Genomic DNA, 22,761 nt, shown 5'->3' with positions numbered 1-22,761 from the left:
CTTATTTCTGGGCCAGCAGCTTCTTAAATAGATCCTCATCATACGGCGAATAGATATACCCGTCAGCCGGGAAATCCTTCGCCCGGGCGAGGTATTCGTCGATGTTGGAATTGTCGATCACCGGCAACGGGATCTTGACGAAAGCCGGCACATCCTCGCCTTCCAGTGCCTGGACGGCGGTGTAGGTGGCGAAGGCGCCGAGCCAGTTCGGCTGCATCGTCGCCCAGCTCTTCAGGCCCTTTTCCTTCCACAGTTCGAGGAACTGGCGCGCATTCTCGCCGGTGATCGGCACCTGGTCGCGGCCCTGCTTGTCGAGCGCGAGCACGGCGCCCGCCGACAACGCGCCGCCCAGCGACAGGATGCCATCGATTTCGGGGTTGGCGAAAAGCAGGCTGGTGACGGCCTCCTGGGCGGGCGCGACATTGTAGGGCGTGTTCGTCTCGGCAAGCACCTTCACATCGGGATGGGCCTTAAGCTCGGCATCGGCGCCTTTGCGCCGGTCGTCGCTGACCGAAACGCCGGCTGGGCCATTGAGGATGAGGATCTTGCCCTTGCCGCCGATGGCGTCGATCAAGAACTTGGCCGCCTGATCGCCCCACTGTGAGGAATCGGTGTTGACCTTGGCGGTCACCTGGTCGGTATCGACGAGGCTGTCGAAGTTGATGATGGCGATGCCCTTGGCGCAGGCGTCCGCCAGCACGCGCGCCGGCGCGGTCGACGAACCAGCGATCAGGATGATGGCATCGACATCGGAATCGATCATCGACTGGATCTGCTGAATCTGGACGTTGGCGTCGCCCTGGGCATCGGTCACGACGAGCTTGTCGACCAAGCCTTGCTTCTTCAAAGTCTCGACTTCGGCTTCTATCGTGCCCTGTGTCTGCTTCATCCAGGTCGGCACTGAATAGATATTGGCCCAGCCGATCGTATATGGTGCTTTGCGATCGCCCTTGATGCATTTAGCGGCGGCGTTGGCTTGCGAACCGGCGCCGAGGCTGAGGAGAAGGCCGAGGCAAAGGGCACTGGCGGATGCGAAAAACGATGATTTCGTCATGATTGTTCCCTTCTGAAGTTATGCTTGGACGTGCGGGGTCGGGACGAGAAAACCCGCCGGTTGCCGCATCGGAAACCGCCCGTTTTTCTCGTCAGGACTTACTGCGCTTGGCTCGTTATTGTCCGATATTTCAGACAACAGGCCTATATATCGGACAAATGGGATGCTAGACTGAGCCTTGACATCTTTCAAGCGTCTTGAGACGAGGGCCGAATGATTTTTGCGCGGGTGCGGCCTACATGAGCGATGGCGTCACTGGTCTAATTGAAACGGAAGCCGGCGCCGAGCCGCGCAATGGCGAACGGCGTCGCGGGATCGACCGCGTCATCATGCTACTCGAGGCCCTTCTGCGGCACCGCGCGCCGATGCGCGTCGGCGACATCGCCAAGATGATCGGCGCGCCGCGTTCAACCACTTATGAAATCGTCAACAGCCTGCTGGAAGCCGAAATGCTCGAGAACGTCGGAACGGAAGGCTATGTCTATTTCGGAAAGGCGATGCATCTGTTCGGCTGGGCCTACTCACATCATAATGCCCATTACCGGCGCATCATCGAAACCCTGGACAGACTAGGCGCGGAGACGGGCGAGACCGTCCAACTGTGCGGCCTGCGCGGGACCAAATATGTCGTCCTTGATTGCCGGGACTCGCCTGGCCCGTTCCGGATTTCAAGCGATGTCGGAGTCGAGGTGCCGATACCGTGGACGGCGTCCGGAAGGCTGCTGCTCGGCCATATGAGCGAACAGGAAATACGGGACTTCATTCCGCCTGGCGACTACACGCTTCCCGACGGCCGCGTCATTGCGCCAGCCGAGTTCTTCGGCGATGTCGCTCTGGCGCGCCAGCAAGGTTTCAGCGAGACGGCTGCTCTGGCCGACCGCTTCACGTGGTGCATGGCCGCGCCCATCCGCGACGGCAACGGGGCCATCAACAAGACGCTTTGCTTCGTGTTGCCCGTCGACACACCGGAAGCGCGGCGCAGCGAATTGCTTGCCCTGCTATGCGAGCGCGCCCGTGGGTTGTCGTTGGCGGGAAGCTAGTAAAAAATCGGCACGCGAAGATCCGGGATTAGGCTCCGTTCGTTCAGCCGCAGCAGCGAAGCCGGAACTGGTACTCCGGTGAGTATGGCAAAGGCGGCAGCGCGCTCCTGCTACCAGATCTTCTAATTTAGTACGGGTCGCCCGACAACATTGACCTCCTAATGAGTATCTTCAGTCGGGCGAGGTCGCGACGGATGCGAGGTCCAGAATCCGGCGGCAAAGGGTAGCTATCCTCGCGTCCGCCCTGCAGTCGAAGTGATTCGGAGCCGTTGGATCAGGCAAGCTCCGACTTGAGCACGATCATTGCAAGCTCGCGCCAATTTCGAAATTAATCCAAGACAGCGCTCGTGCATCCACGTCCGTGATCAGCATATGGCCCGGCGAGACTGTGATGGAGATCGCGAGTTCGGCACGAGCAAGAGCGTCTTGGGCGGTCAGGCTGCTCGCCCAGAATACAGGGATCTCCCCGTCCAAGACTTCGACAGCATCACCCCAGTCGGGAGCCATCAAATTTCGGATGCCGACCGTCGTGGGCTCTCCGACATGGATGGGAGACCCGTGCGCATGCGGAAAGCGCGCGGTGAGCACGCGAACCTTGTCGACTTCGCTATGCCGTATCGGACGCATGGAGACGACCATTTCGCCACCGAACGGTCCGACTTGGGACGTCTCGATCTTGGTGCGGAACTTGGGGGCGGTTTTTCCACGGCCGATACGCCGGAGTTTCACGCCTCGTTCGACAAGTGCGGCCTCGACGGTGAGCGAACTGCCGAGCGCGAAGGCCGCAAAGTCATCTCGCCACAGGTCGATGATGTCTGTGGTGTGGCGGATCATCTCGCCGAAGTGATAGATGCTGTACTGTGGTGCATCGGTCCGGATATCGATATCGCCCAGCGCAGGCAGAAATGGGCTGCCCGCACGGCTCACACCGACCAAAGGGCAGGGTTTCGGATTGCGGACACAAAACTGATAGAAATCGGCGGCAAAGCTGCGCGGCACAATCACGACGTTGGCCTGGAGCTTGCCGCGCGCAAGCCCTCCTGTATGCCCTTCATAGGCACCCATCCTGACGAGTCTGCGCAATCTGCCTGCATCGACCATTCGCAAATCCTCGTAGATCGGTAAAGTGATCGGGCGAGCCATGGCTTCCAACGGATGCGCGTTTCAACGACACGTCGAGAGCGCGTAAGATCATCGGCAGGTCTGCCGCTTGTCAAATCATCAGAATCTTTCCTCATTGATAAATCGTATTTATTGGCCGGCGAAGGATGGCGCTTTTTATTAGCTTTTGCTCATATTTATTCTCATTGACACTCGCGGCAGCCGATCGCTTCTATCTGTCGGCTTGCCTCATGCAGGAAACCAAGATCGCGGTTCATGTAGAAGAGCAGGAAAGCCGCATAGAGTACAAAGACGAGACTGAACACCAGCGTCTTCACGATCAGCGACAGTGCAAAAACATTCAGGTGCGGAGACGCCCGCGCCAGGAAAGCCAGCACAATGTCGGACAGGAGCATGCTGATGATGAGCGGGAAAACGAGGGTCAGCGCCATCGCCATGATGCGATTCAGCAGACGCAGAAATATTCCCGCAGCATCCTTGCTGAATACAGGCAGAAGACTGTCGATCGGCCACAGGCCGTAGCTCTCGTAGAGACTGGTCAGGGAAAGCTGCAGGCCGCCGGCAGCCAGGTAGATTGTGACCATGATGACCGCGAGCAAGGTGCCGGTAGCACTCGTCTCGTGCGTCATCATAGGGTCGATCAGCGTCCCCATCGTAGAGCCCCGCTGCAGGTCGAGGATGTCACCGGCAGCCTCTGCTGCCCAGAACGGTATCCCCATACACAGCCCGAGCGTTACACCGACCACAACCTCCTTGAGAATGTAGGCTGCGATCATCGTGGTCGTGATGTCGCTGTTCGTCAGCTTGCTCACGACCATTGGAAAGATTGGAACTGCCAGCGCCAATGCCACGCCATTGCGCAGAAGCCCTGATAGCGGCACACGCGAAAACAGCGGCATCAGAAGCATGAAACCACCCACGCGTGCGAGCGCGAAAGCGCCTGCCAAGAGATAGACCTGAAGGTCTTTGACAGACGCGAAGAGTGGTTCGACCGGCACCTGCGTGCCTCAACGTGTGACGACGGGGAATTCGTCCAGAGCCGTCGATGCCTGCTGCGCGATCTGCTGGCCAAGCACAGGACCTAAGACGATGATGACCAGCAGGATCACGACAAGCTTGATCGTCTGCGGCAGCGACTGGTCCTGAATCTGTGTCAGCGCCTGGGCAAGGCCGACGAGGATGCCGACCGCCAGTGCCGCAATGATCGCTGGGCTGGACGCGAACAGCACCGTCAAAAGCGCGCTTTGGACCTTCGCCAGGATGAAGTCATTGTTCATGCGCACCCGCCATGTCGTCAGCCGTAACTCAGGATCAGGCCATGCATCAGGCGCGACCAGCCATCTATGGCGACGAAAAGGAACAGTTTCAGGGGAATCGAAATAAGGACCGGCGAGACCATGATCATGCCGAGCGTCATCAGGATATTGGCGACAACGATGTCGATGATGAGGAAAGGAAGGTAAAGCAGGAAACCGATCTCGAAGGCTCGGGTAAGCTCGGACGCAACAAAGGCCGGAACAAGGATCGAGAGATCGTCGTCCTTCAGGTTCTGCCGCGCCTGTTCCGGCCAAAGGCGGCTCGTTCCATCGAGAAAAAACTGCCGCTCCTGCGGCTGAGTGAATTTCATAAGGTGTCGCTGCAGTGGTTCCCTGACCAGTTGCGCTGCCCTGGCGAGGTCATCGGTCGTCTGGAACTGAACTTGCCCTTCTTGAAGTCGGCCAGACATCTCGCTCAGCAACGGTGTCGTGACATAGACGGTGAGCACAAGCGCTATGCCGTACAGCACCAGATTGGGTGGCATCTGCTGGACGCCGAGTGCATTGCGGATGAGAAACAGCACGACCGAAATCTTCAAGAACCCCGTCATCGTGACCACCGCCAGAGGCAGCAACCCGACGAAGCCGACGGCGATCAGAATACCAAGGAGATTGGGCGAATTCTCAAGCATTATCGAACATACGAAGGATCCGCACGCCCAGGCTTTCCCCAATCCGCACGATCTCGCCACTGCCAACACGTTTACCGCTGGCGATGATGTCGACAATCGCCTCCGTTACATCGGCGAGCGGAACGATGGCGCCGGGCGCAAGCTGCCTCACCTCTCCGAGAGGCATTGCCGTGCGGCCGATTTCGAAAGCGAGTACAACCGGCAACTCGTCCAGAGTTGACTCTTCCAAGGTCTGGCCAACTGACGGCGGCGAGTTCTGATTCATGGTCCACTCCCAATTGGATCCGGCGACGGGGGTCGGCGCGGCAAGCAATTGCGGCCCGGCGGCAGTCAGGGCCACCGATGCATAAAGGTGCTCGGCAATGATGAGTGCCGCGTTGCGTTCTTCCGCCTCATTCCTGAAAAGCACCACGTCGCCAGCCTGGAGGCTTTTCAGCTCGCCAAGGGTTACTTTGAGTGCGCCACGCCGAAGGCAGATCGGCAAAGGAAATTCGGCCGGGATCGGCGGTCTGGCCTTAGCGATCTCGTCAAAAAGACGGCCGATCCGAACCGCCAGGCTGGCGTCACTCGTGTTCAAGACGCAGTTAATCGTCTCCTGGCTGTCGGTCAGGACAAAAGCCAACGGGGTCTCGCCCGAAACCGAAACTGCTTCTGTTTGTGTGACCGAGGTGAGCGCGATAGTGTCGCCCAGCTTGGCCTCAATCCATTCGAGATCCTCTTCAAACGCGGATTCCAGCAGCAGTGCGGCGTGGGCGGGGGCCAGCCGCTTCATGTCGACCAGTTCGTCTGCCCTGGCGAAGCCTCTTTCGACCACGGAAAGCGGCAGGCGCAATTTGCCCATCGTGTCTCCGACGGAGAACGCAATGGTGTACCACCGCTGGCCCGCAGGGTTCGGCGCCGGCCAGACGGCGGCAATCGGCACCGCCCTGCCCGCGATCGTGATTTCCGCGTGCGCGCGCCGGCGGTAGAAGGCGTTCAATGCCTCAACGTCGACAGACGCAACAGAGTTCAGCACCAGCCGCTCGCCAACGCTCGACCGTGAGGCCTTGCATTTTGCCGGCTTTACCTGCGCTCTCGTTTTTCCCGACGCAAAGGCTTGGGGCATCACATCCATATTCACGATCACAAAATGGGCTATGTGGGCAGGCGCGTTGGACCGCGCTCTCCTTCCTCGGAAAGCTCGGCAAGCGCCAGGCAACGTCGAGCGGTGCGGTTGATCAGATGCTCCAATACCCCGTCCAGCTTCGTCAGAGCTTTCATGGCCTCACGATGATCATTGCGAGCTGCCGACAGTTCCGCTTGCCGTTGCTGCTCGGCGACGCCGGCCATCTTCTCGTTTTCACGCAATTGCTCGGTTTTTCTGGCGGCGATTTCAAACCGGCCCTGTAGCTGGTGAAGGCTGGCAGCTTTTATCGGATGCCCAATAAGCGAGCCGAACGCTGCATCTTCGGCATCGACCGTGCGCTGCAGGTGCTCCGTGACCGCACTGGCCGCCTGCCGACCCTCCCTCGCGGCCCGGTCCAAAGCGGCGTGCCGTTTGATCACCTCTTCCCTTGCACGGTCCTCACGGCGGCGTCTGAGCTCGCGTAATCGAGTGATCATCTCACGATCTTTCACCGACGATCTCCCGCATGAGTTGGCGTGTCCTCTCCAGGCTCTCATGAGTGGCGGACGCCTGACGCAGAAAGGCGTTGATGACATCGATCTTCGCCATTGCCTCGTCCGCCACGGGATCGCTGCCTTTTTCGTATTCACCGACGCGCAGGAGAAGCTCGATGTCAGCGTAGCGGGCAAGCAGTTCACGCAGGTGGCCGGCGTCGGACCGATGTTCCGGCGCCACAACCGCATCCATGAGGCGGCTTCGGCTGCGCAGGACATCAATGGCCGGGAAATGGTTGCGCTGCGCAAGCTCGCTCGACAAGAAGACGTGGCCATCAAGGAGGGCCTGAACTTCCTCGGCGACAGGGTCCAGCGTACCGTCGCCTTCAAGAAGAACGCTGTAGAGGCTGGTGATGGATCCGACGCGACCCGTGCCTGACCGCTCGAGCAGACGGGGCAAGACCGCAAACAGCGAAGACGGAAAGCCGCGACGCGTCGGCGGCTCGCCCGCGGCCAGGCCAATCTCTCGGTGCGCACGGGCAAACCGGGTTAGGTTGTCCATTGCAAGCAACACATGTTTGCCCTGGTCGCGAAAATATTCGGCAATGCTGGTCGCCACATAGGCAGCCTTGACACGCTCAATGGCGGGACGGTCGGAGGTCGCAACAACGACAATGGCCCTCGCCCTGCCCTCGGGCCCGAGCTGTTGTTCGAGGAATTCGCGTACCTCACGTCCGCGCTCTCCAACAAGGGCGACCACCGCGACATCGGCATCGGTGCCGCTGACGATATCGGAAAGCAAGATCGACTTTCCCACGCCCGGTCCGCCAAAGATTCCGACGCGCTGGCCGCGCGCGCAGGTGAGCAGCGCATCGAGTGCGCGTATTCCGAGTTGGATCGGCTGGGAAATCAAGCCGCGCTCCAGCGGAGATGGCGGATAGGCATTGACCGGATAGCTGCCGGCGATGCCGTCCGGCGAAAGCGGCTTGCCGTCCAATGGCTCGCCAAGCGCGCTGATCACGCGACCAAGAAGGCTGGGGCCGACGAGCACCTGCTGGTCTTTTCCGGTCGCCACGACCTCAGTCAGGTTTGAAAGACCGGCCAAATCGCCCAGCGGAACAAGGATCGCCATTTCGTCCATGAGGCCGACGACTTCCGCCTTGGTCACCCTTCCGGTCCTAGGGTCGACGAGTTCGCATATCTCGCCGATACGGGCCTCCTCCACGGTCGCATGAATGACGGTGCCGGCGACACGCCGTACACGCCCTTTCCTGGGCCGGCCGGTATCGTCGCGCAGGCCCGAACGCAAATTCGGAATGATGGTGGCCAGACGGCTTTCGATATCAGCGGCGGGCGCGGTCATCGGACCTCCGTCTTCGGCGCAATCGCGGCAGCTATGGCTTTGAGCTGCGCGTCGATGCTCGCGTCGACGACGGCAAAGTCGGTCGAAACGATGCAGGCGTCCGGAGCCAGCGCGTCATCCGCGTCGATCTCAACCGTCATCGCCAGATCACTCTGGCGCAAGACTGCGTCCAGCTCATCACGAACCCTTTCGATGGACGCGGAATGAACTCGGAGTTTCAGGTACTTGGCGCGGCGGATTTCAGTCACCGCCTGTCTTGCGGCTTTGGCGACAAGCGCGCCGACGTCGAATTCTCCCAGAATTCGCCTGACGATATCGACGGCAAGGCCAATGACTTCGGATTCCAGCCCACCAAAATAGCGATCCACCTTGACCGCCGTCTCGCTGACTAGCCGCGTGGCCTCAGCATCGCCTTGCGTTTTGCCGTCGTCATAGCCCTGCGCATATTCGGCCGCATAGGCTCGCCGAGCGGCGTCGCGCAACTGCTGCGCATCACGCCTTGCTTCATCGAGAAACGCATGCCCATCCTGGAGAGCGCGCACCTCGGCGGCCCGCAGGATCCGAGCGTAGGGACGCCTCAGAGCTTCCGACGCTTTGCCCGATTCGATCATCTCGTCTAGCTCATCGCTCGTCGAACAATCGCGGGGCCGACCTCGGCAAATTGTTCGGCTGACGGCTGGTGGATGAGCTCTTGCGGCACCAGCTTGAGACGCACCCGCATGCTCGTATCGCCCGGCATGATCTGACACCAGGCGCCAAGGCAGCTCAGGCCGTCGCCGTAGACGCGACCGGAAATGTCTTCCAGCGGCCCCAATCGATCAATCGGGCCGGCCAGATCGCGGTTGGCGAGGGCGAAAGCGCACAGATCAGCCCCAAGCGCCGCCTGCAATGCGGCCGCTTCGCGCCCAACAATGACAGCGGCCAGACTCCCAGCCCAGTAGATCGCGCCCGAGCGAAGTGCAAGTTCCTCCAGCTCTTCGCCAGACGACAAGGCGATCGCTCGATCCACCTCGTCGGCCGGCTCTTCGACCACTGGAGAGAGCCTATGCCGATCGAGCAGAAGCTTCGACAGTCGCTCCTGCAAGCGTTGCGAGCGCAGCATGCGCTCGCAGGCAGCCTCGCCGACCGCGCCGTCAAAGCACTCCGCGAGCCAAGCCGCATCCACATAGGACGCGGGTTTGGAGATGAATGCCTGCCATTCCGGGCTGGCAGTTTGCTCCGAGCCGGGCTGGGTCATGTTTTCTTCACCGGCATTGCGGAAGCATCGAGCGCATAGATGCCGGGCCGTCGATACCACTGCATGTAGGCCAACCGACCAGCCAGCACGAATATGGCCGCCGCCATGCCATAAAACAGTGACATCGCGGCGGCGACGCTGTCGGGATGTAGCCACAGGCCGAGGAAGCTGGTGAACCCGGCCTCGCCGGTTTCCTGCTCGGGGGCTGTCGCTGCAACCGGAATGAGGGTGACGGAAACATTGTCATAGGTCAGCCCGGCGATGCCCTTGGCCACCAGCATCTTGACCTGCGGGATGAGCTCATTCATCGGAACGGATGCGCGATGCCGGATGAACACGGAGGCGGAGGACGGTACCAGTTGCTGCCTCAGCGGATCGTTTTCGGGCAGGACGAGATGAACGCGCGCCGAAAGTACGCCGTCGATGTCCGAAATCGTCTGCGACAGCTCCTGACTCAGGCCATAGATCATCGTTGCCCGCTCTTCCACCGGCGAGGACACAAGCCCATCCCTCTTGAACACCTCGCCGAGCGTCTGGAATTCCTGTTTGGGCAAGCCGCTCTCGTCGAGAATGGCCATAGCTTCGGCGAAGCGGCCCTTCTGTACGGAAACCGTCATCTTGCCGTCCTTGCCGACCTCGCGTTGGGCCGGGATCCCGTGACGCATGAGCGTGGCCACGATCTCGTTGGCCTGCCGCTGGTTGAGGTTGGAATACAACTCCACCGAACACGCCTGGAGCACAAGCATACCCATGACAACGAGCGCAACGCGAAACCTGGCGCCGCATCGATCCAATCGCGTTAAACGCCGCTGCGAGGTTGGCATGGGCGCGAACACTCCGCGGCGCTTACTGTTGCTTGATCAGCGTGCTGGTGGACGACGTGACGGCCGTCACGCTGCTCGTAACCACCTCGAGATTGGCGGCTGCCCACATCACCGAAATCGATCGTTCCAGGAGTTGCTCTGCGTTCTTGGCTGGGGAGTCTTCGCCTTCCTTGCCGGACGGGGCCGTCTTGTCGGCGCGATCCGGCGTGGCGGCCGTTTCAGCACTTGAGGAAGCGTTAGCCTGGCCAAGAGCCTTCTGGACCTGCTGCATGGTTCCTTCGAGCGACTTAACGGCAGAACCGAAAAGGGCCGATGGTTCCGTGAACACCCCACCTGCGGCTTTTTCCGTCTCGGCCATGTAGTCGAAGAGTTTGTGTTCGACGATCGGCTCGGTCTTCTCCGGTTTGGAAGTCTGTCCGCCTATTGCCGGATTGGCGCCGGGCGTCTGCGCCACCTGCTGACCAGCCGGCGTCGCGACATCACTGCGCTCAGGCATATTGACCTTCGCGGCATCGTGCTTTTCTTGCTTGGCGCCCACCATTCGGTTACCGGGCTGCGCTGCCGCGCCGGCGGTGATTTGCTGTTGCGAACTTATGCTGGTGGTCAAGTTTGCAAGCGTAGCCTCTAGGGCTCCAATCGGCGCGATTTGCATGAATGTGCCCTCCAGTTTTTAGTTCGGTTTGGCGGAGGGGACAGTCTGCGCCTCCGCCTGCTTTCCGCGGAAAACGCGGACCGACACAGCTTTGCCGGCTTCCTGCTTCGTGCTCGGCGTGGCAGGAACCCCGAGCGTTTTCCTGACGAGTTCGATGTAGGATGGCGGCCCCGATACCGAGATGACATCGTCTTGCTTGGAAACCTTTATTGGAAACTTCGGGTCGCTGACGCCCAGCCGTGAAAGCCTGTCTTCGGCGCCAGCAGCCATGTTGGCATCAAGCGGGATCATTTCCGTCTGGACTTCCGCTTCCGTCGCGACGTTCATGACGATACCGTCGAAATGCCAGACCAGCCCGTATCGATTGCATATCTCTTCGAGGAACTCGCGAGCCGTTCCAACCGGCATGCCGGCGCTCAGGCGCCCCTTTACCAGCTTGCTGAGACGCATGGGCACCCGCATGTTGCGGCCGAGCTCAACCAGCGCGTCTGTCACGGACTGATCGATCGTGATGTATTTGTACGGGCCAGGGGGCCAGCGCGGTTCGGCAGCAAACGCAGGCTGGGAGCCAAAGCCGAGCGCCAGGACGACGGCAAGCCGGCAGGCCACTAGGGCAGCTCTGCCTCCAGATAACCGATCACCATGGCTGATGCTGGGTCCCGTCACATTGGTCCTATCGAAAGCGACCCACGAGTAATGCCCCGCCTCGCTTGCTTCATAGCTTGTCCGCCGATGTCATTCTATCGTGGACACTCGAAAATGGGAAGTCCAATTGGATTGCATACCAACGTCCTGTGCCAAATGTTGCGAAGGAACCGCAAGACGATACAGTGCGGGTAGGAATCGGTTACCACCGGGTTCGGGGTCATTGGTATGTGGAAAGGAGTGGTCTCGGTGACGGCAACCAACAGCCTGCTCGCGAAGCTGGACGTGCCCGCAGGCGTTGCTCGAGGCAAGAGGTTTGCGGCAACGCGTCTCATCGAGGCATTGAGTGCATCGGTTCTGGTCGCGGTGGCGTCGATTGCCGCAATCGCGTCGGCGCAGGCCCAATCGAACAGCGGTTATGACCCTAGAAGTTGGACATACGATCGGGGAAGAAATGTACTGGTCTCGCCTAGCGCTTCCGGCCTGACGGCGGACGGAGAATTCACGCCCGAGGAGTCAGGGATTCCCAGGCAGGTCGTGACATTCAGCGAGGCTCAGCCGAAGGGGTCGATTGTGATCAACACCACGGAGCGGCGTCTCTATTACGTGCTGGGGGGCGGCAAAGCGCTACGATACGCGGTGGGGGTCGGCAAGGAGGGGCTGGAGTGGTCCGGTCGCGACACGATTTCGAAAAAGAAGGACTGGCCAGATTGGCGGCCACCGGCCGAAATGCGATCCAGAGAAGCATCAAAAGGCCGTATCTTGCCTGCGCACGTGGCCGGAGGCCCGAACAACCCTTTGGGCGCACGGGCACTGTATATCGGAAACACGCTTTATCGCGTCCACGGCACCAATCAGCCGTGGACCGTCGGACAAGCCAACTCCTCTGGTTGCATTCGCATGACCAATGAAGACGTCATTGACCTGTTTGACCGCGTAAAGGTCGGCGCTCAGATTATTGTCCGGCATTGAATTGTGATCCCTTTCAACATCAAGCAGCTCGAAACCTTTCTACTGGTGGCGACTTTCGGAAGCTTTCGAAAGGCTGCCGAACGACTCAACACCACGCAGCCCGCAGTATCCAACCGAATTGCCGGGCTGGAAGAAGCGCTAGGTGCCAAGCTGTTCGAGCGGCAGAGCGGCAATGTCAGGCTGACAGCCCAGGGACAACGGCTTCTGCCGTCTGCTCAACGGGTCCTGCGGGTAGCGGAACGGCTGCAACTGACGGCCAGCTCGCTTTCAGAGACGGCAGGGGTGCTTAGGCTCGGGGTTGCCGAAACGATCGTTCACACCTGGCTACCGGATTTCCTCCGGGAGCTGCAAGCAAACTATCCGCTTATCGATACCGATATCGTCGTTGATGCGACGACCACCCTTCGCAACGAACTCATGTCGCACCGACTCGATCTTGCGGTGCTGATGGGCCCAATTCTGGAACACAGCATCGAGAACATCGAGATGCCGTCCTTTCCGCTCGTGTGGGTCTGCTCGCCGCACCTGAACCTGCCTCCGCGGCGCAAGCTGACGCTGACTGATCTGATGCAATTCCCAATCATCAGCTATGCGCGGACCACCAGACCCTACAGCGAACTTTACCGCAAGCTGACCGGCGAACTGGAAGAGACGCCGCGTATCTTTCCCGCTAATTCGCTGGCCGCTTCCATCAAAATGACACTCAATGGTATCGGCATCGCCTCTCTCCCTGAGGAAGTCGTCCAGGACTATACCGCAAGCGGTAAACTGCGCATTGTCGACTGCGAATGGCATCCGTCAGATCTGCAGTTTACCGCCTCCTACTCCTCCGAACCGTCCAATCCGGCAGCTGAGCGGGCGGCAAAACTCGCCGCCAGTGTCGCAAACGCGTATGCCGCGAGAACCGACAAGGCGCAGGAGTCAATGGACGATAGGCTCGGCCCGCGGTTTCTCAGCCGATCGAGGTGATCGGCAGATAGACGCGGTCGCCTGAGAAGATCACGTCCGGGCTCAGAATATGGTCCATGTTGAGCACAACCGTGTCCGCCACATCCGCAGAATGGGTCTTGGCTATCAGGCGAATGCTGTCGCCATCCCTGACCTCGACCCACCGATAACCGTCTTTCTCCAGCGTTGGGTTCGTGCGGCCCTCAGGATTGCTGCTGCCCTCGGCATGAGCCTCGACATAGTCGCCGGAAACCCAGCCGCTATGCATTTCGCCGTCCGGTCCGAAACCTTGGACAGGTATCCAGGTCTCCCCTGACGGATCGGCCCACGGCTTCGCGGTCTGTTGGATGAATGTGCCGGATTGCAGAACGGTTCCCACGGTCGAATCCCCGTCAGGCCGGGTCCGCAAATTCAGGCCGTCATCGGCGACCACGACAAGTTGCGGGAAATCCTCCCCCGGGATCTGCGGGCCACCTGGAACATCCGAAGGATCATCGGGTTGCTGGGACGAGGCATCGCCATCCGGTTTTTTCGGATCGGGTGGAGGGGGGGTCTTCGCGCCCTCCCAAGGCTCCGCGAGCAGGGCGTCCAGCGAGAAGAGAAGCATTCCAACGCCGAAGGTGATGCCCAGAGTCCACCGATCCCATGCAGCCCATCTCTTGTCGGACTTTTCCGCCGCCGCGATATCAGCATCGGTTCGCGGCACTGAACGGCGATTCATCCGGTCCGTCCTTATGGCCGACGCCCAGAATTCCGCGCAACCGAAGGTGAACATGGTGCCGGCGACTGTGGCGATCGGCGCCGGCCAGGAGTGCAGCGTATAGACGGCGCAGCCAAGCACATAGCCGGGTCCAGCCAGATGTTCGGCCAGGTTTCGGATCACCGGTCTGCCGGTGAACGACTGCAGCATCGACTTCGTGCCATAGACGATGTTGCCGAGCGTGAACGTGCTGTTGACGACAAGATCCTTACCCTGGATCATCCCGGTCGCGGCACCTGGCGCTGCGGCAATGAATGTGGCTCCGCCGAGCGCGTTGAGGAATCGCCCGAACGGCTTGTGACCTGCGGTTGCGTTGGGGAAGAGCGCCTGGGCGCCGAAAACCATGCCTCGCACGCCAAATGCCACCGATCCGGCGGTGGCGGTCCAGGTTGGCGGCAATGAACTCCACAACATGTAGGAGGTGGTCGACATGCCGCCAAAGGTGGCGAGCGCCTGAGCGTTTTCCCGCATCCTGGCATAGCTGAGGGCCAGATCGACGCTGGTGGCCTGATCCGGCGTCATCGCCTTTTTATGCGTTGCCCGATAGGTCGTCAGTTGCAGCACGGAGAGGGCGTTTGTTTGCTCCGTCGACATCCAGGCAAACTGCTTAGGCGTGAACTTGCGCAACTGGCCTGGGCTCAACTCGGCAAGCTGCTTCGGCGTCAGCGCCGCTATCTGTTGCTTCGTCAGCGCCTCGATCTGATGAATGGTCAGAGCGCCAAGCTGCTCCCGCGTAAGCGCCGAGATGTGGTCCGGCGACAGCTTTGCCGTTGCCACCGGATCGCGTGCTGCGACGAGATCAGGGTTCAACGCCGCGAACTGGGTCGCATCGAGATGGCCGAATTGGGCAGGTCTCATGGCGGCGACTTGTTCCGACGTAAGGGCATTGCGCTGCTCATCACTGAGCTTGGCGATCTGGTCGGGTGTCAGCTTGCGCACTTGCTCAATGGTCAAGGCAGCGAGCTGCTCGGGTAAAAAGGCAGCGACCTGATCCGGTCGTAAGCCGGTGATACGGCCAGGGGCAACGGCCTGCAATCTGCTTGGCCTGATCGCCTGGAGCTGTTCGGCACTCAGCGCCCGCAACTGCTTCGGCCGAAGCGCCGCAAGTTGATCAAACGTCAGCTGCCCGATCTGCTCGGGGCTCAGTGCAGCAACCTGCTCAGGCGCCAGCTTGGCGATATGCTCTGGCTTGATGGCGTGCAATTGCGTGCCTGTCAGTTCGGAAATCTGATCGGCTGAAAGCGCCCTGACCTCCGGCCCGGTCGGCGCCCGCACCGGTTCCGCATATCCTGGTTCCGCGGCGGAGCTCACCGGAAGCTCAAGGCTGACGATCTTTCCGCGGTCAGGGTCAAAAACCGCCCTGCCCCGGTCGGGCGCCGGCGGCCATGTAGCGGCTGTCGGCGTTTCGGCAGCAATATTCACCGCTTGTGGCGTTTCGCCAGTCACAGCTGGGGCTTCGTTGCTGACCACCTCGGCCACTGGGGGCGGCGGCGCTTCGGTCTGTGCTGGCGTATTGACATCCCAGAACTCGTCGGCCGGCCGCAAGATGACCTGTGGGCGTTTTTGCGTCGATGTGCCGGGCGCGACGGCATCCTCATTGCGCGTGAACTCACCGACGAAATTCCCGTCCGGATCCATCATCCGCCAGCCATAGACCTCGCTCCATGGTATTCTGCCGTCGACTGCGGTCTCGTCGACGCGGGCCATCCTGTCGCTGACGGGTCGGCCCATTGCCTCGAATTCAGTCGGGACGTGGAGGCGCGGTCTGCTTGGATTGAGCGTGTAGAGATAGGTGTAACCTTGCTGCCGAGCGGCTCGTGACTCTTCCGAAACGAAAGCCTTGGCTCCCGAGATCGACTGGCTCGTGCCGACGAAACGGCCATGGGTATTGCCCATGACATAGTTGCTCAGGGCAATGCCTTGCGGATTGTCCACCCAGATTCCTGTCGGGGGCGGTGGCGAGAAGCCTCCCGCGTCCCTGATCTCGGTTGGCGAGCGGGTATCGGCCCGGAACACAAACGGGCCGACATTGCCACGCAAGGGTCTTGTAGGATCGCCCGCGCCTTCGACAGGCTGATTGCCCTCCTCGGGATACCCAAGATTCCCCGGCACATGGTCGTCGGAAGCACCACGTATCCAGGGTAGCACCACGGGTTCGCCCGTATCGGGGTCGTATACCAGTATGTGCGTCTTGTCCGCGACCTCCGGCGCATCGGCCGGCGCGCGCGGTCCGTCGGAAGGCGGCACATACACCTGTTCCGGGCTCCTGGGCTCCGTGCCCAACATCGCCGCGACGATCACCTCGCCGTTCTTGTCTTGGAGCCGCAGGGTTCTGCCCGGAGACGTGTGCCCGCTTGTGTCGGGTTCCGGCATGCCGGTGAAGCTGCGCGTCTCCGGATCCCAGACGAGGCGCATCGAGTCGTCTTTTCCTGCCGGCTTGTTCGGCACAATGATGGGATCGCTATCAGCGGGAGGCGGTGAATTGCGCCCAGTCGACCCATGCGGATCGCGGCCCGGCTGCATCGTCGGACCGTCACCGCTGGCGTCACTGGTGTTGACCACTTCTCCAGGTATCACAGGATGACTAGGATCTTGAAATCCCTGTTCCCCGGTCGGCCTGTAAACGCTTGCCTGCGTGCCCGTTCCAGGTCGCAGTGCCCGCAGTCCGTGAATGCCGAGGCCCGTGCCGGCAATGCCGGTGCCAAGACCCGTAAGCGCGTTGGCAAGCTGGAGACCGTTCATCTGCTCCCCGTTGACAGCGAGATCGTAGGCCGATGTCGCCAGCAAAGGTGCACCGACAATCACGGAGCCGACATCCATTCCCCAGGCCGCCTTGTTCAAACCAGCGGTCGACTGCATGTAGGTTCGGGTTTCGAGCGCCAGGGGCGAGCTGGACCGTGTTGCGCCTATGCTGCCACGGAAGGCCTGCAGGGCCGTCATTTCCTTTCCCGCCAATCCGGCGGCCGTCATTTCCCTTCCTGCTGATCCAATGGTGCGCAGACCGCTGGAAGCCATCGGCAGAACCGTGGTTGCCACGCTGGCGACATTCATCAGCGACTCGGTATCGTCCCACTCGCCGCCATGTTCCAGATGGTTGACCTGGTTTATGACCGCTCGGGTGCCGAGATAGGCAGCGCCCGTATAGGCCAAGGGTGCTGCAATCGGCGCGGCCGGCGTGAACGACAGAATGGTGGCTATACCCGTCCCGATGCCAACCAGCGGATCGACGACCTTGTCCCAAGCAGAAACATTGCGCGACTTGACGACTTCCAGTTCGATCCTGCCGTCATCGCCGGCCTTCATCTCCAGACCCTTGGGGACGACGAGCTTGCCATCTTCGCCGAACTGGTTGTTGTTGTCCTGGAAATCTCCGAGGTCGTCGAACTTTTTGCCGGTCACATCGACATAGCGAGTGTTGCCGTCTCCGTCACGCACAGCAAACAGCGCGACCTGCTGTGTCCCGACCTCATCGTCAACATAGAAAATCGGCACGCTGCGCACATAAGGATTGTCGCCGCCGATATCGCGAATCTCTTCCGTCACATTCTCGATCGCCTCGAGACCTTCCTCGGTCGAACGATCTATGCCGAGCGTTCTGGCGACCGTCTCCTCAAGGGCCGTGCCGCGCTTTTCACGGAACTCGTTGTCGTAGCCGCTGTCGAGCAGTTGCTGGAACTTCGGCTGATAGATGCCGTCAAGCGTCTGCTGCTCATGCTCGTCTAGATAGGTCTTGTCCACCGTGCTGTTGCGGTCAACCAGCAACGAGGGATCGCTGGACCGAAGCTCATGATAGTCGCTGAAGCCTTGCACCAGCCCGCGCAGCTCCTCGGCCTGCGTTATCTGAAGCCTTGTCGCGTCCAGCTTGAGTTTGGCGACCGCTAGTTCGGGATCAACCCAGCGTCCACTGGCATCGTCATCTTTTGTATCCAGGTCGATCCAGACTGCCTTCCCGCTCTGGGTCAACGCATCGATCCCTATCTCGTTGTATGTCTGGGCAACCTCCGGCGCCACCTTGATTGTCTGTCCGCCGACGTTGATCTCGACAGGCTGCACGCCATTGGGCAGGGTGCCTTCAGGAGCATCGACTGTTCCTGGCCCGTGCTCCGTCAACGCATTGTTGAAGTTGGTCTGCAGCGTTGACAGCTCGGAGTTCAGGTCTTCAATGCTGTCGCCGAGCTGCCGATCCAGGACATCGTTGAGATTCTGCGCCGCCTGCGCCTCGCTGGCCCTCACCGCTTCCAGGCCATTTGCCGTGCACACCGGCCCGGTGGAACTGCTGCCGCCCAAAAGCTGCTGCCAGTCCTTGTTGGGTTGCCGATCGCGGTACTCATCCCTGACGTTCGTTTCGCTCAGATTGTAGGTGAGCTGCTGCTCGGTCGTGCCCTCTTCGAACTGGTTGACCACCCACAGCTGGCCGTCGCGGACCTCAAGTTTTTGCGATTGGAAGAGACCCAGATAATCGCCACTGACCCTTTGATGTTTCTTTCCCTGTTCGAACAGAAACTGGTGCTCGCTATTGTATTCGGCGAGCAGTCTCTGCTCGAGGTCCGTCTGCTGCGCACCTACTTGCGTGGCATCGGCATGGGCGTTGAAGTAGCTTTGATAGGCTTCCGCCAATTCGAGCTGATTGCCTGCTGTCGTCTGCAGCGCCTTGAGGTCCTGATATTCCTTCGAGTCGGTCGGAACGCCGTCAAGCTCGGCTTGCCCCACCAGGAAGTCGATGGTGAGCTTGTCGCCCTTGCTCAGATGCAGGCCGACTTCGGAGAACAGCTGATCGACAGCCGCATGATCCGCGAGGCCTTGCGCGTACTGCGTTTGCCGATTGGGACCTGGCTGCCCTTGCGCGGATGCAACGTCTGCATTGGGATCAATCAGCGGCGCAAGTTCGCTCTGCTGGGTGATGGCGTCGGCGAGAATGCGCCCAGCAGTCTCATATTCGCCACGGGCATCCTGCGCGTTCTGCAGCAAGGTGTTGGCCTTGGTAAGCCGCTCCTGCGCATCGGCAACCGTGCCTTCCGGTTTCTGCGGGGTCCATTGCAGACCATGGGGTGCCAACGCCTCGTTTATAACTGTCTGCGCCCCATCAACAGCATCCTTGTAGGCGGAGTCGAGCATATAGACGTTGAACTGTTCCTGCCGCTGACCGGCCAGAGCTCGCGTCTCTGTAATTTGGGACAGCGCGATGTTCTCAGCTATGATGGCCTGGGCCACCTCGGGATCGACCCAGGTCCAGACGCCATCGATCTTCATCAGCGTCCACTTTCCGCCGGAGGGTGCATTACCCTGCGGCGGATCGCCGAATGGATTGACAACCCTGTTCTCACCGTCCAGCTCGGGCGTGGCGACGGTACCTAGACCATATCTCTCGATCAGGTCCTGTTTGTTTTGTCCGGCTTCTTCTGCCGCGTCGATGAGACTGGGCAAGGCTTCACCCGCCAGCAGCCCTTCGACGAAGGTCTTTACGACCTCGCCCTCTTTTGCCTCCGTGGCATCACTGCTGTTGGGGTTCACCGCCAACAGCGTCCTGGCCAACGCCTCCTGCGTACTTCCTGCTTCGATCTTCAGGTCGGTCCCGGTGGTGTTGTTGTGCAGCGTCATGCTGCCATCAGGGCTCGTGGTCAGCGTATAACCGTTGAAGGTGACTTCCACGGTCGTGCGGGTACCGTTTTCGATGGTAACCTTTTCGCCCGGGTGAATGATGTCGGGGTCACGAGGGGAATTGAAGAGCTCGGGGTTCGTTCTCCTCAGATCGTCCAGCGACACGCCATATTGCTGCGCTATCAGGGTCAGGTTGTCGCCTGGCTTGACCTCGTACTCGACGGGCTCGCCGCCATTGATCTCCTCCGTAGTCGTTGTCGTCACCCGACCGTCCTTGTCGGTGACGATCGTGGTTTCGGTTCCGGCCTTCGGATCAACGATTGTGGTTGTGGTCTCGCCCGTTTCGGTGTTGCGAACGCTGTTGCGCGTCCTGCCGTTCCCGTCCTCCGACCCCGTCGTTTCCTTGCCGTCAGACGTCGTCACGACGGTGCGCTCATCATGCTGGTAATCGTGATAGTAGACGGTCTTGACGCCGGTGTGCGGATCGACGACTTCAACCGACTGCACGTCACCATTGTCGCTCGTCGGTTCGCGCGTCGTGACCTGATAGCCCGCGGCCTGCAGCTCGGCGATGACCTGCTCGTTGGTCAGACCCCTTTCCTGCGCGATTTGCTCGATGCTCTTGCCGTCCGCGAGATCATCCTTGATGCCCTGGGTGGTTGCCCCGCCCGGATCCTGAGATGCAGCGAGGACAGTCTTGCGACCATCTGGACCGTTGACGGTGGTGACCGGCAAGGCCGGCCCGTTCCCGGGTGTAACGGTTTCCACCGAAGCGCCGTTCGGCAAGGTGGTCCGCTCGGTGACGGTTCCGGTGCGCAGATCGTCTTCGTAACGCGTCGTGATGGCACCGGTGTCGGGATTATAGCTGCTGGTTTCCTTGCGCCCGAGCCCATCCCGGATCGGTGTAGTGGTTGCCGTGCCGTTGGGTTGCTCCACGCTCGTGTAGTAGCTGTCGTGCTGGTAGTCGTAATATTGCGTGATGGTGCGGCCGCTGGCATCCGTGATCTTCGTCGTCAGCACGTCGCCATTGCCGCTCGGGTGAGCGGTTGAAACGGTCATCCCGCCGGACCTGAGCGCGGCGATAACCTGTTCGCGCGTCACGCCCCGGGCAGATGCAATCTGGTCGATGCTTTTGCCGCCGGTAACGTCGCTGACAATGTTGCGCGCAGCCGTCGCTTCCGCGCCGTTGTCTTCGGGCGTGCTGCCATCCAGTTTCACCGGTGTCGCCGCCAGTGCCGCGACATTGGTCTGCGTGTAGAGAGCCGGCGTCACCGTCCTGCCATTGACGGATGTGCCGTTGCTGGCGTTGACGACGTTGACCCTCGGCGCTGCCGAAGCCGCAACCGGCGGCGACTGAAGCGAATCCAGTTGCGTGCTCACATGGGCCAGTTCCTGGCGGGCCTGTGCCGCCCAATCACGCTCGCCCATCCTGTTGGCAAGCCTGATCTGCTCCCGCAGCTTGGCAGCCTGGGCCTCCAGCCGCGCTATCTGCGCGGCGTTTGCCTTGGCATTGACCTTTTGCGGCTGGACCGGCGGCTTGGTGGGCGTTATCGGGCGAACCATGAGGACGACCTCCGGAAATTAACGTTGCCGGCAGCCTGGCTGCCGTCACGCCCGCCCGATCGCAACCTTTCGGATGTTATCGAGGGGGCTTCCAATAAATGCCGAAAGCAGCAAGCTGCTCTTCCGACTGTTTTACCCGTTCTGCGGCGTTCGTTTCAGACTGCGCTGCCGCCAGCGCCGCCAGAATCTCGACGGCGGCGAACGCCGGCGCCATGCTTCGGAAGAACGACTGCGAATTTGACGTAACGATAATTGTTTCCCGCGCGATCTGTGTCAGCGGCGACACGCTGCTGTCTGTGATCGCCACCACGCCGATGCCCTGCCGAGCCGACTGGCGCGCAACGTCGATCGTCGTGCGCTCGTAGGGCGATATGCCCACCGCAAGAAGCACCGCGCCACGTCCCGCGTGCTGGAGGGCATCCAGGCCCGGTCCGGCCATCTCGCCGACAAGCGTCACCTTGCAGTCGGTGCCAGCCAGCAACGACATGATGTGAACGAAGTGGCTCGCGACCGGATAGGCGGCGCGCGAGCCGACAGCGAACAGATCGCGTGACCGGGCGAGCAGACCGGCTGCCGCAATGAACTGCATGGCGTTGCGGTATTCGCCAAGGCTTGAGATCTGGGCGGCGAGCGTGTCGGCAACGACGCCGGCAGTCGAATATCCCGGATCGCCATGCTGTCCGATGCCCTGTCGCGCCGGCTCGCCCGCGCTGGTCTCGCGCAGCGCGCGCGCATAAAGGCTGCGCATATCTTCGTAGCCTTCAAGGCCAATCCATCGCGCCAGCCGCATCATCGTGCTGTGCGAAACGCCGGCCTGGTGCGCCTGCTCGCGCATCGACATCAGTGCGACATCCTTGGGATGATCCAGCACGAAACGTGCGGCGACCCGCAACTGCGGTGGCATAGTCTCGAACCGGTCGACCAAAAGCTCGGCCAAAGGACCTTTTTCCATTCTGAAATACCCCATTCACCCACCTGCCAAGGTACTCCTTGAACCCAGGCGACGCAACAGTTGGAACCGAAGTGTCTCAAATATTCCAACTGGACTTTCATTTTCGGCCATGCTGCCTTAAGCTGCCTTCGCAACCCTCCGGACTGCAGCGATGTGAGTCCGGAGTTTGCAACTTGAATAGTCCCTCAAGGAGACAATGATGGCTGCTACCCCTCCCATTACCTCCGGCTCTGCAGGGTCGCCGGAACAGAACCTGGACAAGATGATCAAGCACCAGGAGCGCATGTTTGGCCTGGAGATCACGAAAGAGATCGCGAAATCCCAGCATGACATGCTGATGAGCACCGCCAGGACGCTCGGCCAGTCGGCTGAAAAGGCCTAAGGCGGCGGATTCCCGAACCATGCGCCGCCGCAACCACCCGGCGGCGTACCTTGCACGGCGCAATTTTTTCAGCGCCGTCATCAGGCTGCATTTGAAATGGTC

The 22,761-nt window shown here is 60.7% G+C and carries 19 protein-coding genes; 4 read left to right on the top strand and 15 right to left on the bottom strand.

From position 1 onward, the window contains the following. Position 1: 1 nt before the first annotated feature. Positions 2-1,054 carry an ABC transporter substrate-binding protein gene (locus tag NKI47_RS16050; RefSeq protein WP_352470927.1) on the bottom strand — a complete coding sequence of 351 codons (1,053 nt, stop codon included), beginning with the start codon at positions 1,052-1,054 and terminating at the stop codon, positions 2-4. Positions 1,055-1,293: 239 nt separating this feature from the next. Here NKI47_RS16050 and NKI47_RS16045 point away from each other — a divergent pair, with 239 nt between their 5' ends. Continuing rightward, positions 1,294-2,094 (top strand): IclR family transcriptional regulator, encoded by an 801-nt coding sequence (locus tag NKI47_RS16045; RefSeq protein WP_352591475.1) that lies wholly within the window; start codon positions 1,294-1,296, stop codon positions 2,092-2,094. Between the two features lie 300 nt (positions 2,095-2,394). On the opposite strand, the gene NKI47_RS16040 is transcribed toward NKI47_RS16045, so the two are convergent. The 12 genes from NKI47_RS16040 to NKI47_RS15985 all read right to left on the bottom strand — a co-directional run bounded on the left by NKI47_RS16040 (position 2,395) and on the right by NKI47_RS15985 (position 11,334). After that, a complete protein-coding gene (locus NKI47_RS16040) occupies positions 2,395-3,237 on the bottom strand; it encodes a D-glutamate cyclase family protein (RefSeq protein ID WP_352591472.1) in 843 nt (280 codons plus the stop codon). A 161-nt stretch (positions 3,238-3,398) separates the two neighbouring features. Next, positions 3,399-4,214, bottom strand: a complete 816-nt coding sequence (gene sctT, locus NKI47_RS16035) for a type III secretion system export apparatus subunit SctT (RefSeq protein ID WP_352591469.1) — start codon at positions 4,212-4,214, stop codon at positions 3,399-3,401. Between the two features lie 9 nt (positions 4,215-4,223). After that, the gene (locus NKI47_RS16030) at positions 4,224-4,493 is read right to left on the bottom strand and encodes an EscS/YscS/HrcS family type III secretion system export apparatus protein (RefSeq protein WP_352454247.1); all 270 of its coding nucleotides are present in this window, start codon (positions 4,491-4,493) and stop codon (positions 4,224-4,226) included. A 17-nt stretch (positions 4,494-4,510) separates the two neighbouring features. Next, a complete protein-coding gene (gene sctR, locus NKI47_RS16025; RefSeq protein ID WP_352454246.1) occupies positions 4,511-5,164 on the bottom strand; it encodes a type III secretion system export apparatus subunit SctR in 654 nt (217 codons plus the stop codon). After that, the gene (gene sctQ / locus NKI47_RS16020; protein ID WP_352591466.1) at positions 5,157-6,278 is read right to left on the bottom strand and encodes a type III secretion system cytoplasmic ring protein SctQ; all 1,122 of its coding nucleotides are present in this window, start codon (positions 6,276-6,278) and stop codon (positions 5,157-5,159) included. Before sctQ ends, sctR begins: the two co-directional genes overlap by 8 nt. A 20-nt stretch (positions 6,279-6,298) precedes the next feature. After that, a complete protein-coding gene (locus NKI47_RS16015; protein ID WP_352591463.1) occupies positions 6,299-6,781 on the bottom strand; it encodes a hypothetical protein in 483 nt (160 codons plus the stop codon). Next, positions 6,768-8,126, bottom strand: coding sequence for a FliI/YscN family ATPase (locus tag NKI47_RS16010; protein ID WP_352591460.1), 1,359 nt, complete (start codon positions 8,124-8,126; stop codon positions 6,768-6,770). Before NKI47_RS16010 ends, NKI47_RS16015 begins: the two co-directional genes overlap by 14 nt. After that, positions 8,123-8,737, bottom strand: a complete 615-nt coding sequence (sctL, locus tag NKI47_RS16005) for a type III secretion system stator protein SctL (RefSeq protein ID WP_352591457.1) — start codon at positions 8,735-8,737, stop codon at positions 8,123-8,125. Before sctL ends, NKI47_RS16010 begins: the two co-directional genes overlap by 4 nt. Positions 8,738-8,742: 5 nt before the next feature. Continuing rightward, complete coding sequence (locus NKI47_RS16000) at positions 8,743-9,363, bottom strand: SctK family type III secretion system sorting platform protein (protein ID WP_352591455.1); 621 nt, start codon at positions 9,361-9,363, stop codon at positions 8,743-8,745. Then, positions 9,360-10,187 (bottom strand): type III secretion system inner membrane ring lipoprotein SctJ, encoded by an 828-nt coding sequence (sctJ, locus tag NKI47_RS15995; RefSeq protein ID WP_352591453.1) that lies wholly within the window; start codon positions 10,185-10,187, stop codon positions 9,360-9,362. Before sctJ ends, NKI47_RS16000 begins: the two co-directional genes overlap by 4 nt. 22 nt (positions 10,188-10,209) lie before the next feature. After that, the gene (locus NKI47_RS15990) at positions 10,210-10,839 is read right to left on the bottom strand and encodes a hypothetical protein (RefSeq protein ID WP_352591450.1); all 630 of its coding nucleotides are present in this window, start codon (positions 10,837-10,839) and stop codon (positions 10,210-10,212) included. Positions 10,840-10,857: 18 nt separating this feature from the next. Beyond that, a complete protein-coding gene (locus NKI47_RS15985; protein ID WP_352591447.1) occupies positions 10,858-11,334 on the bottom strand; it encodes a type III secretion protein in 477 nt (158 codons plus the stop codon). Between the two features lie 399 nt (positions 11,335-11,733). On the opposite strand from NKI47_RS15985, the gene NKI47_RS15980 reads away from it, so the two are divergent. Then, complete coding sequence (locus tag NKI47_RS15980; protein ID WP_352591444.1) at positions 11,734-12,456, top strand: L,D-transpeptidase; 723 nt, start codon at positions 11,734-11,736, stop codon at positions 12,454-12,456. 3 nt (positions 12,457-12,459) lie between these two features. Then, positions 12,460-13,425 (top strand): LysR family transcriptional regulator, encoded by a 966-nt coding sequence (locus tag NKI47_RS15975; protein ID WP_352591441.1) that lies wholly within the window; start codon positions 12,460-12,462, stop codon positions 13,423-13,425. On the opposite strand, the gene NKI47_RS15970 is transcribed toward NKI47_RS15975, so the two are convergent. Continuing rightward, positions 13,409-21,325 (bottom strand): LysM peptidoglycan-binding domain-containing protein, encoded by a 7,917-nt coding sequence (locus NKI47_RS15970; protein ID WP_352591438.1) that lies wholly within the window; start codon positions 21,323-21,325, stop codon positions 13,409-13,411. The genes NKI47_RS15975 and NKI47_RS15970 overlap by 17 nt on opposite strands. A 76-nt stretch (positions 21,326-21,401) precedes the next feature. After that, positions 21,402-22,277 (bottom strand): MurR/RpiR family transcriptional regulator, encoded by an 876-nt coding sequence (locus NKI47_RS15965; RefSeq protein ID WP_352591435.1) that lies wholly within the window; start codon positions 22,275-22,277, stop codon positions 21,402-21,404. 199 nt (positions 22,278-22,476) lie between these two features. Between NKI47_RS15965 and NKI47_RS15960 the strand changes: the two genes are divergently transcribed. Then, entirely contained in the window at positions 22,477-22,659 is a 183-nt protein-coding gene (locus NKI47_RS15960; protein ID WP_126092905.1) for a hypothetical protein, read from the top strand. Positions 22,660-22,761: the final 102 nt, after the last annotated feature.

Origin of the sequence: Mesorhizobium sp. M0633 (genome assembly GCF_040320645.1) — a bacterium.
In the GTDB taxonomy this organism is placed as follows: Bacteria; Pseudomonadota; Alphaproteobacteria; order Rhizobiales; family Rhizobiaceae; genus Mesorhizobium.
This window is presented reverse-complemented; position numbering and strand designations above follow the sequence as displayed.

Bases quoted from the DNA above. Each gene is read 5' to 3' on its own strand.
- NKI47_RS16050 (WP_352470927.1), bottom strand. From the start codon at position 1,054: ATGACGAAATCATCGTTTTTCGCATCCGCCAGTGCCCTTTGCCTCGGC.
- NKI47_RS16045 (WP_352591475.1), top strand. From the start codon at position 1,294: ATGAGCGATGGCGTCACTGGTCTAATTGAAACGGAAGCCGGCGCCGAG.
- NKI47_RS16040 (WP_352591472.1), bottom strand. From the start codon at position 3,237: ATGGCTCGCCCGATCACTTTACCGATCTACGAGGATTTGCGAATGGTC.
- NKI47_RS16030 (WP_352454247.1), bottom strand. From the start codon at position 4,493: ATGAACAATGACTTCATCCTGGCGAAGGTCCAAAGCGCGCTTTTGACG.
- sctR (WP_352454246.1), bottom strand. From the start codon at position 5,164: ATGCTTGAGAATTCGCCCAATCTCCTTGGTATTCTGATCGCCGTCGGC.
- sctQ (WP_352591466.1), bottom strand. From the start codon at position 6,278: ATGGATGTGATGCCCCAAGCCTTTGCGTCGGGAAAAACGAGAGCGCAG.
- NKI47_RS16010 (WP_352591460.1), bottom strand. From the start codon at position 8,126: ATGACCGCGCCCGCCGCTGATATCGAAAGCCGTCTGGCCACCATCATT.
- sctL (WP_352591457.1), bottom strand. From the start codon at position 8,737: ATGATCGAATCGGGCAAAGCGTCGGAAGCTCTGAGGCGTCCCTACGCT.
- NKI47_RS16000 (WP_352591455.1), bottom strand. From the start codon at position 9,363: ATGACCCAGCCCGGCTCGGAGCAAACTGCCAGCCCGGAATGGCAGGCA.
- sctJ (WP_352591453.1), bottom strand. From the start codon at position 10,187: ATGCCAACCTCGCAGCGGCGTTTAACGCGATTGGATCGATGCGGCGCC.
- NKI47_RS15990 (WP_352591450.1), bottom strand. From the start codon at position 10,839: ATGCAAATCGCGCCGATTGGAGCCCTAGAGGCTACGCTTGCAAACTTG.
- NKI47_RS15970 (WP_352591438.1), bottom strand. From the start codon at position 21,325: ATGGTTCGCCCGATAACGCCCACCAAGCCGCCGGTCCAGCCGCAAAAG.
- NKI47_RS15965 (WP_352591435.1), bottom strand. From the start codon at position 22,277: ATGGAAAAAGGTCCTTTGGCCGAGCTTTTGGTCGACCGGTTCGAGACT.
- NKI47_RS15960 (WP_126092905.1), top strand. From the start codon at position 22,477: ATGGCTGCTACCCCTCCCATTACCTCCGGCTCTGCAGGGTCGCCGGAA.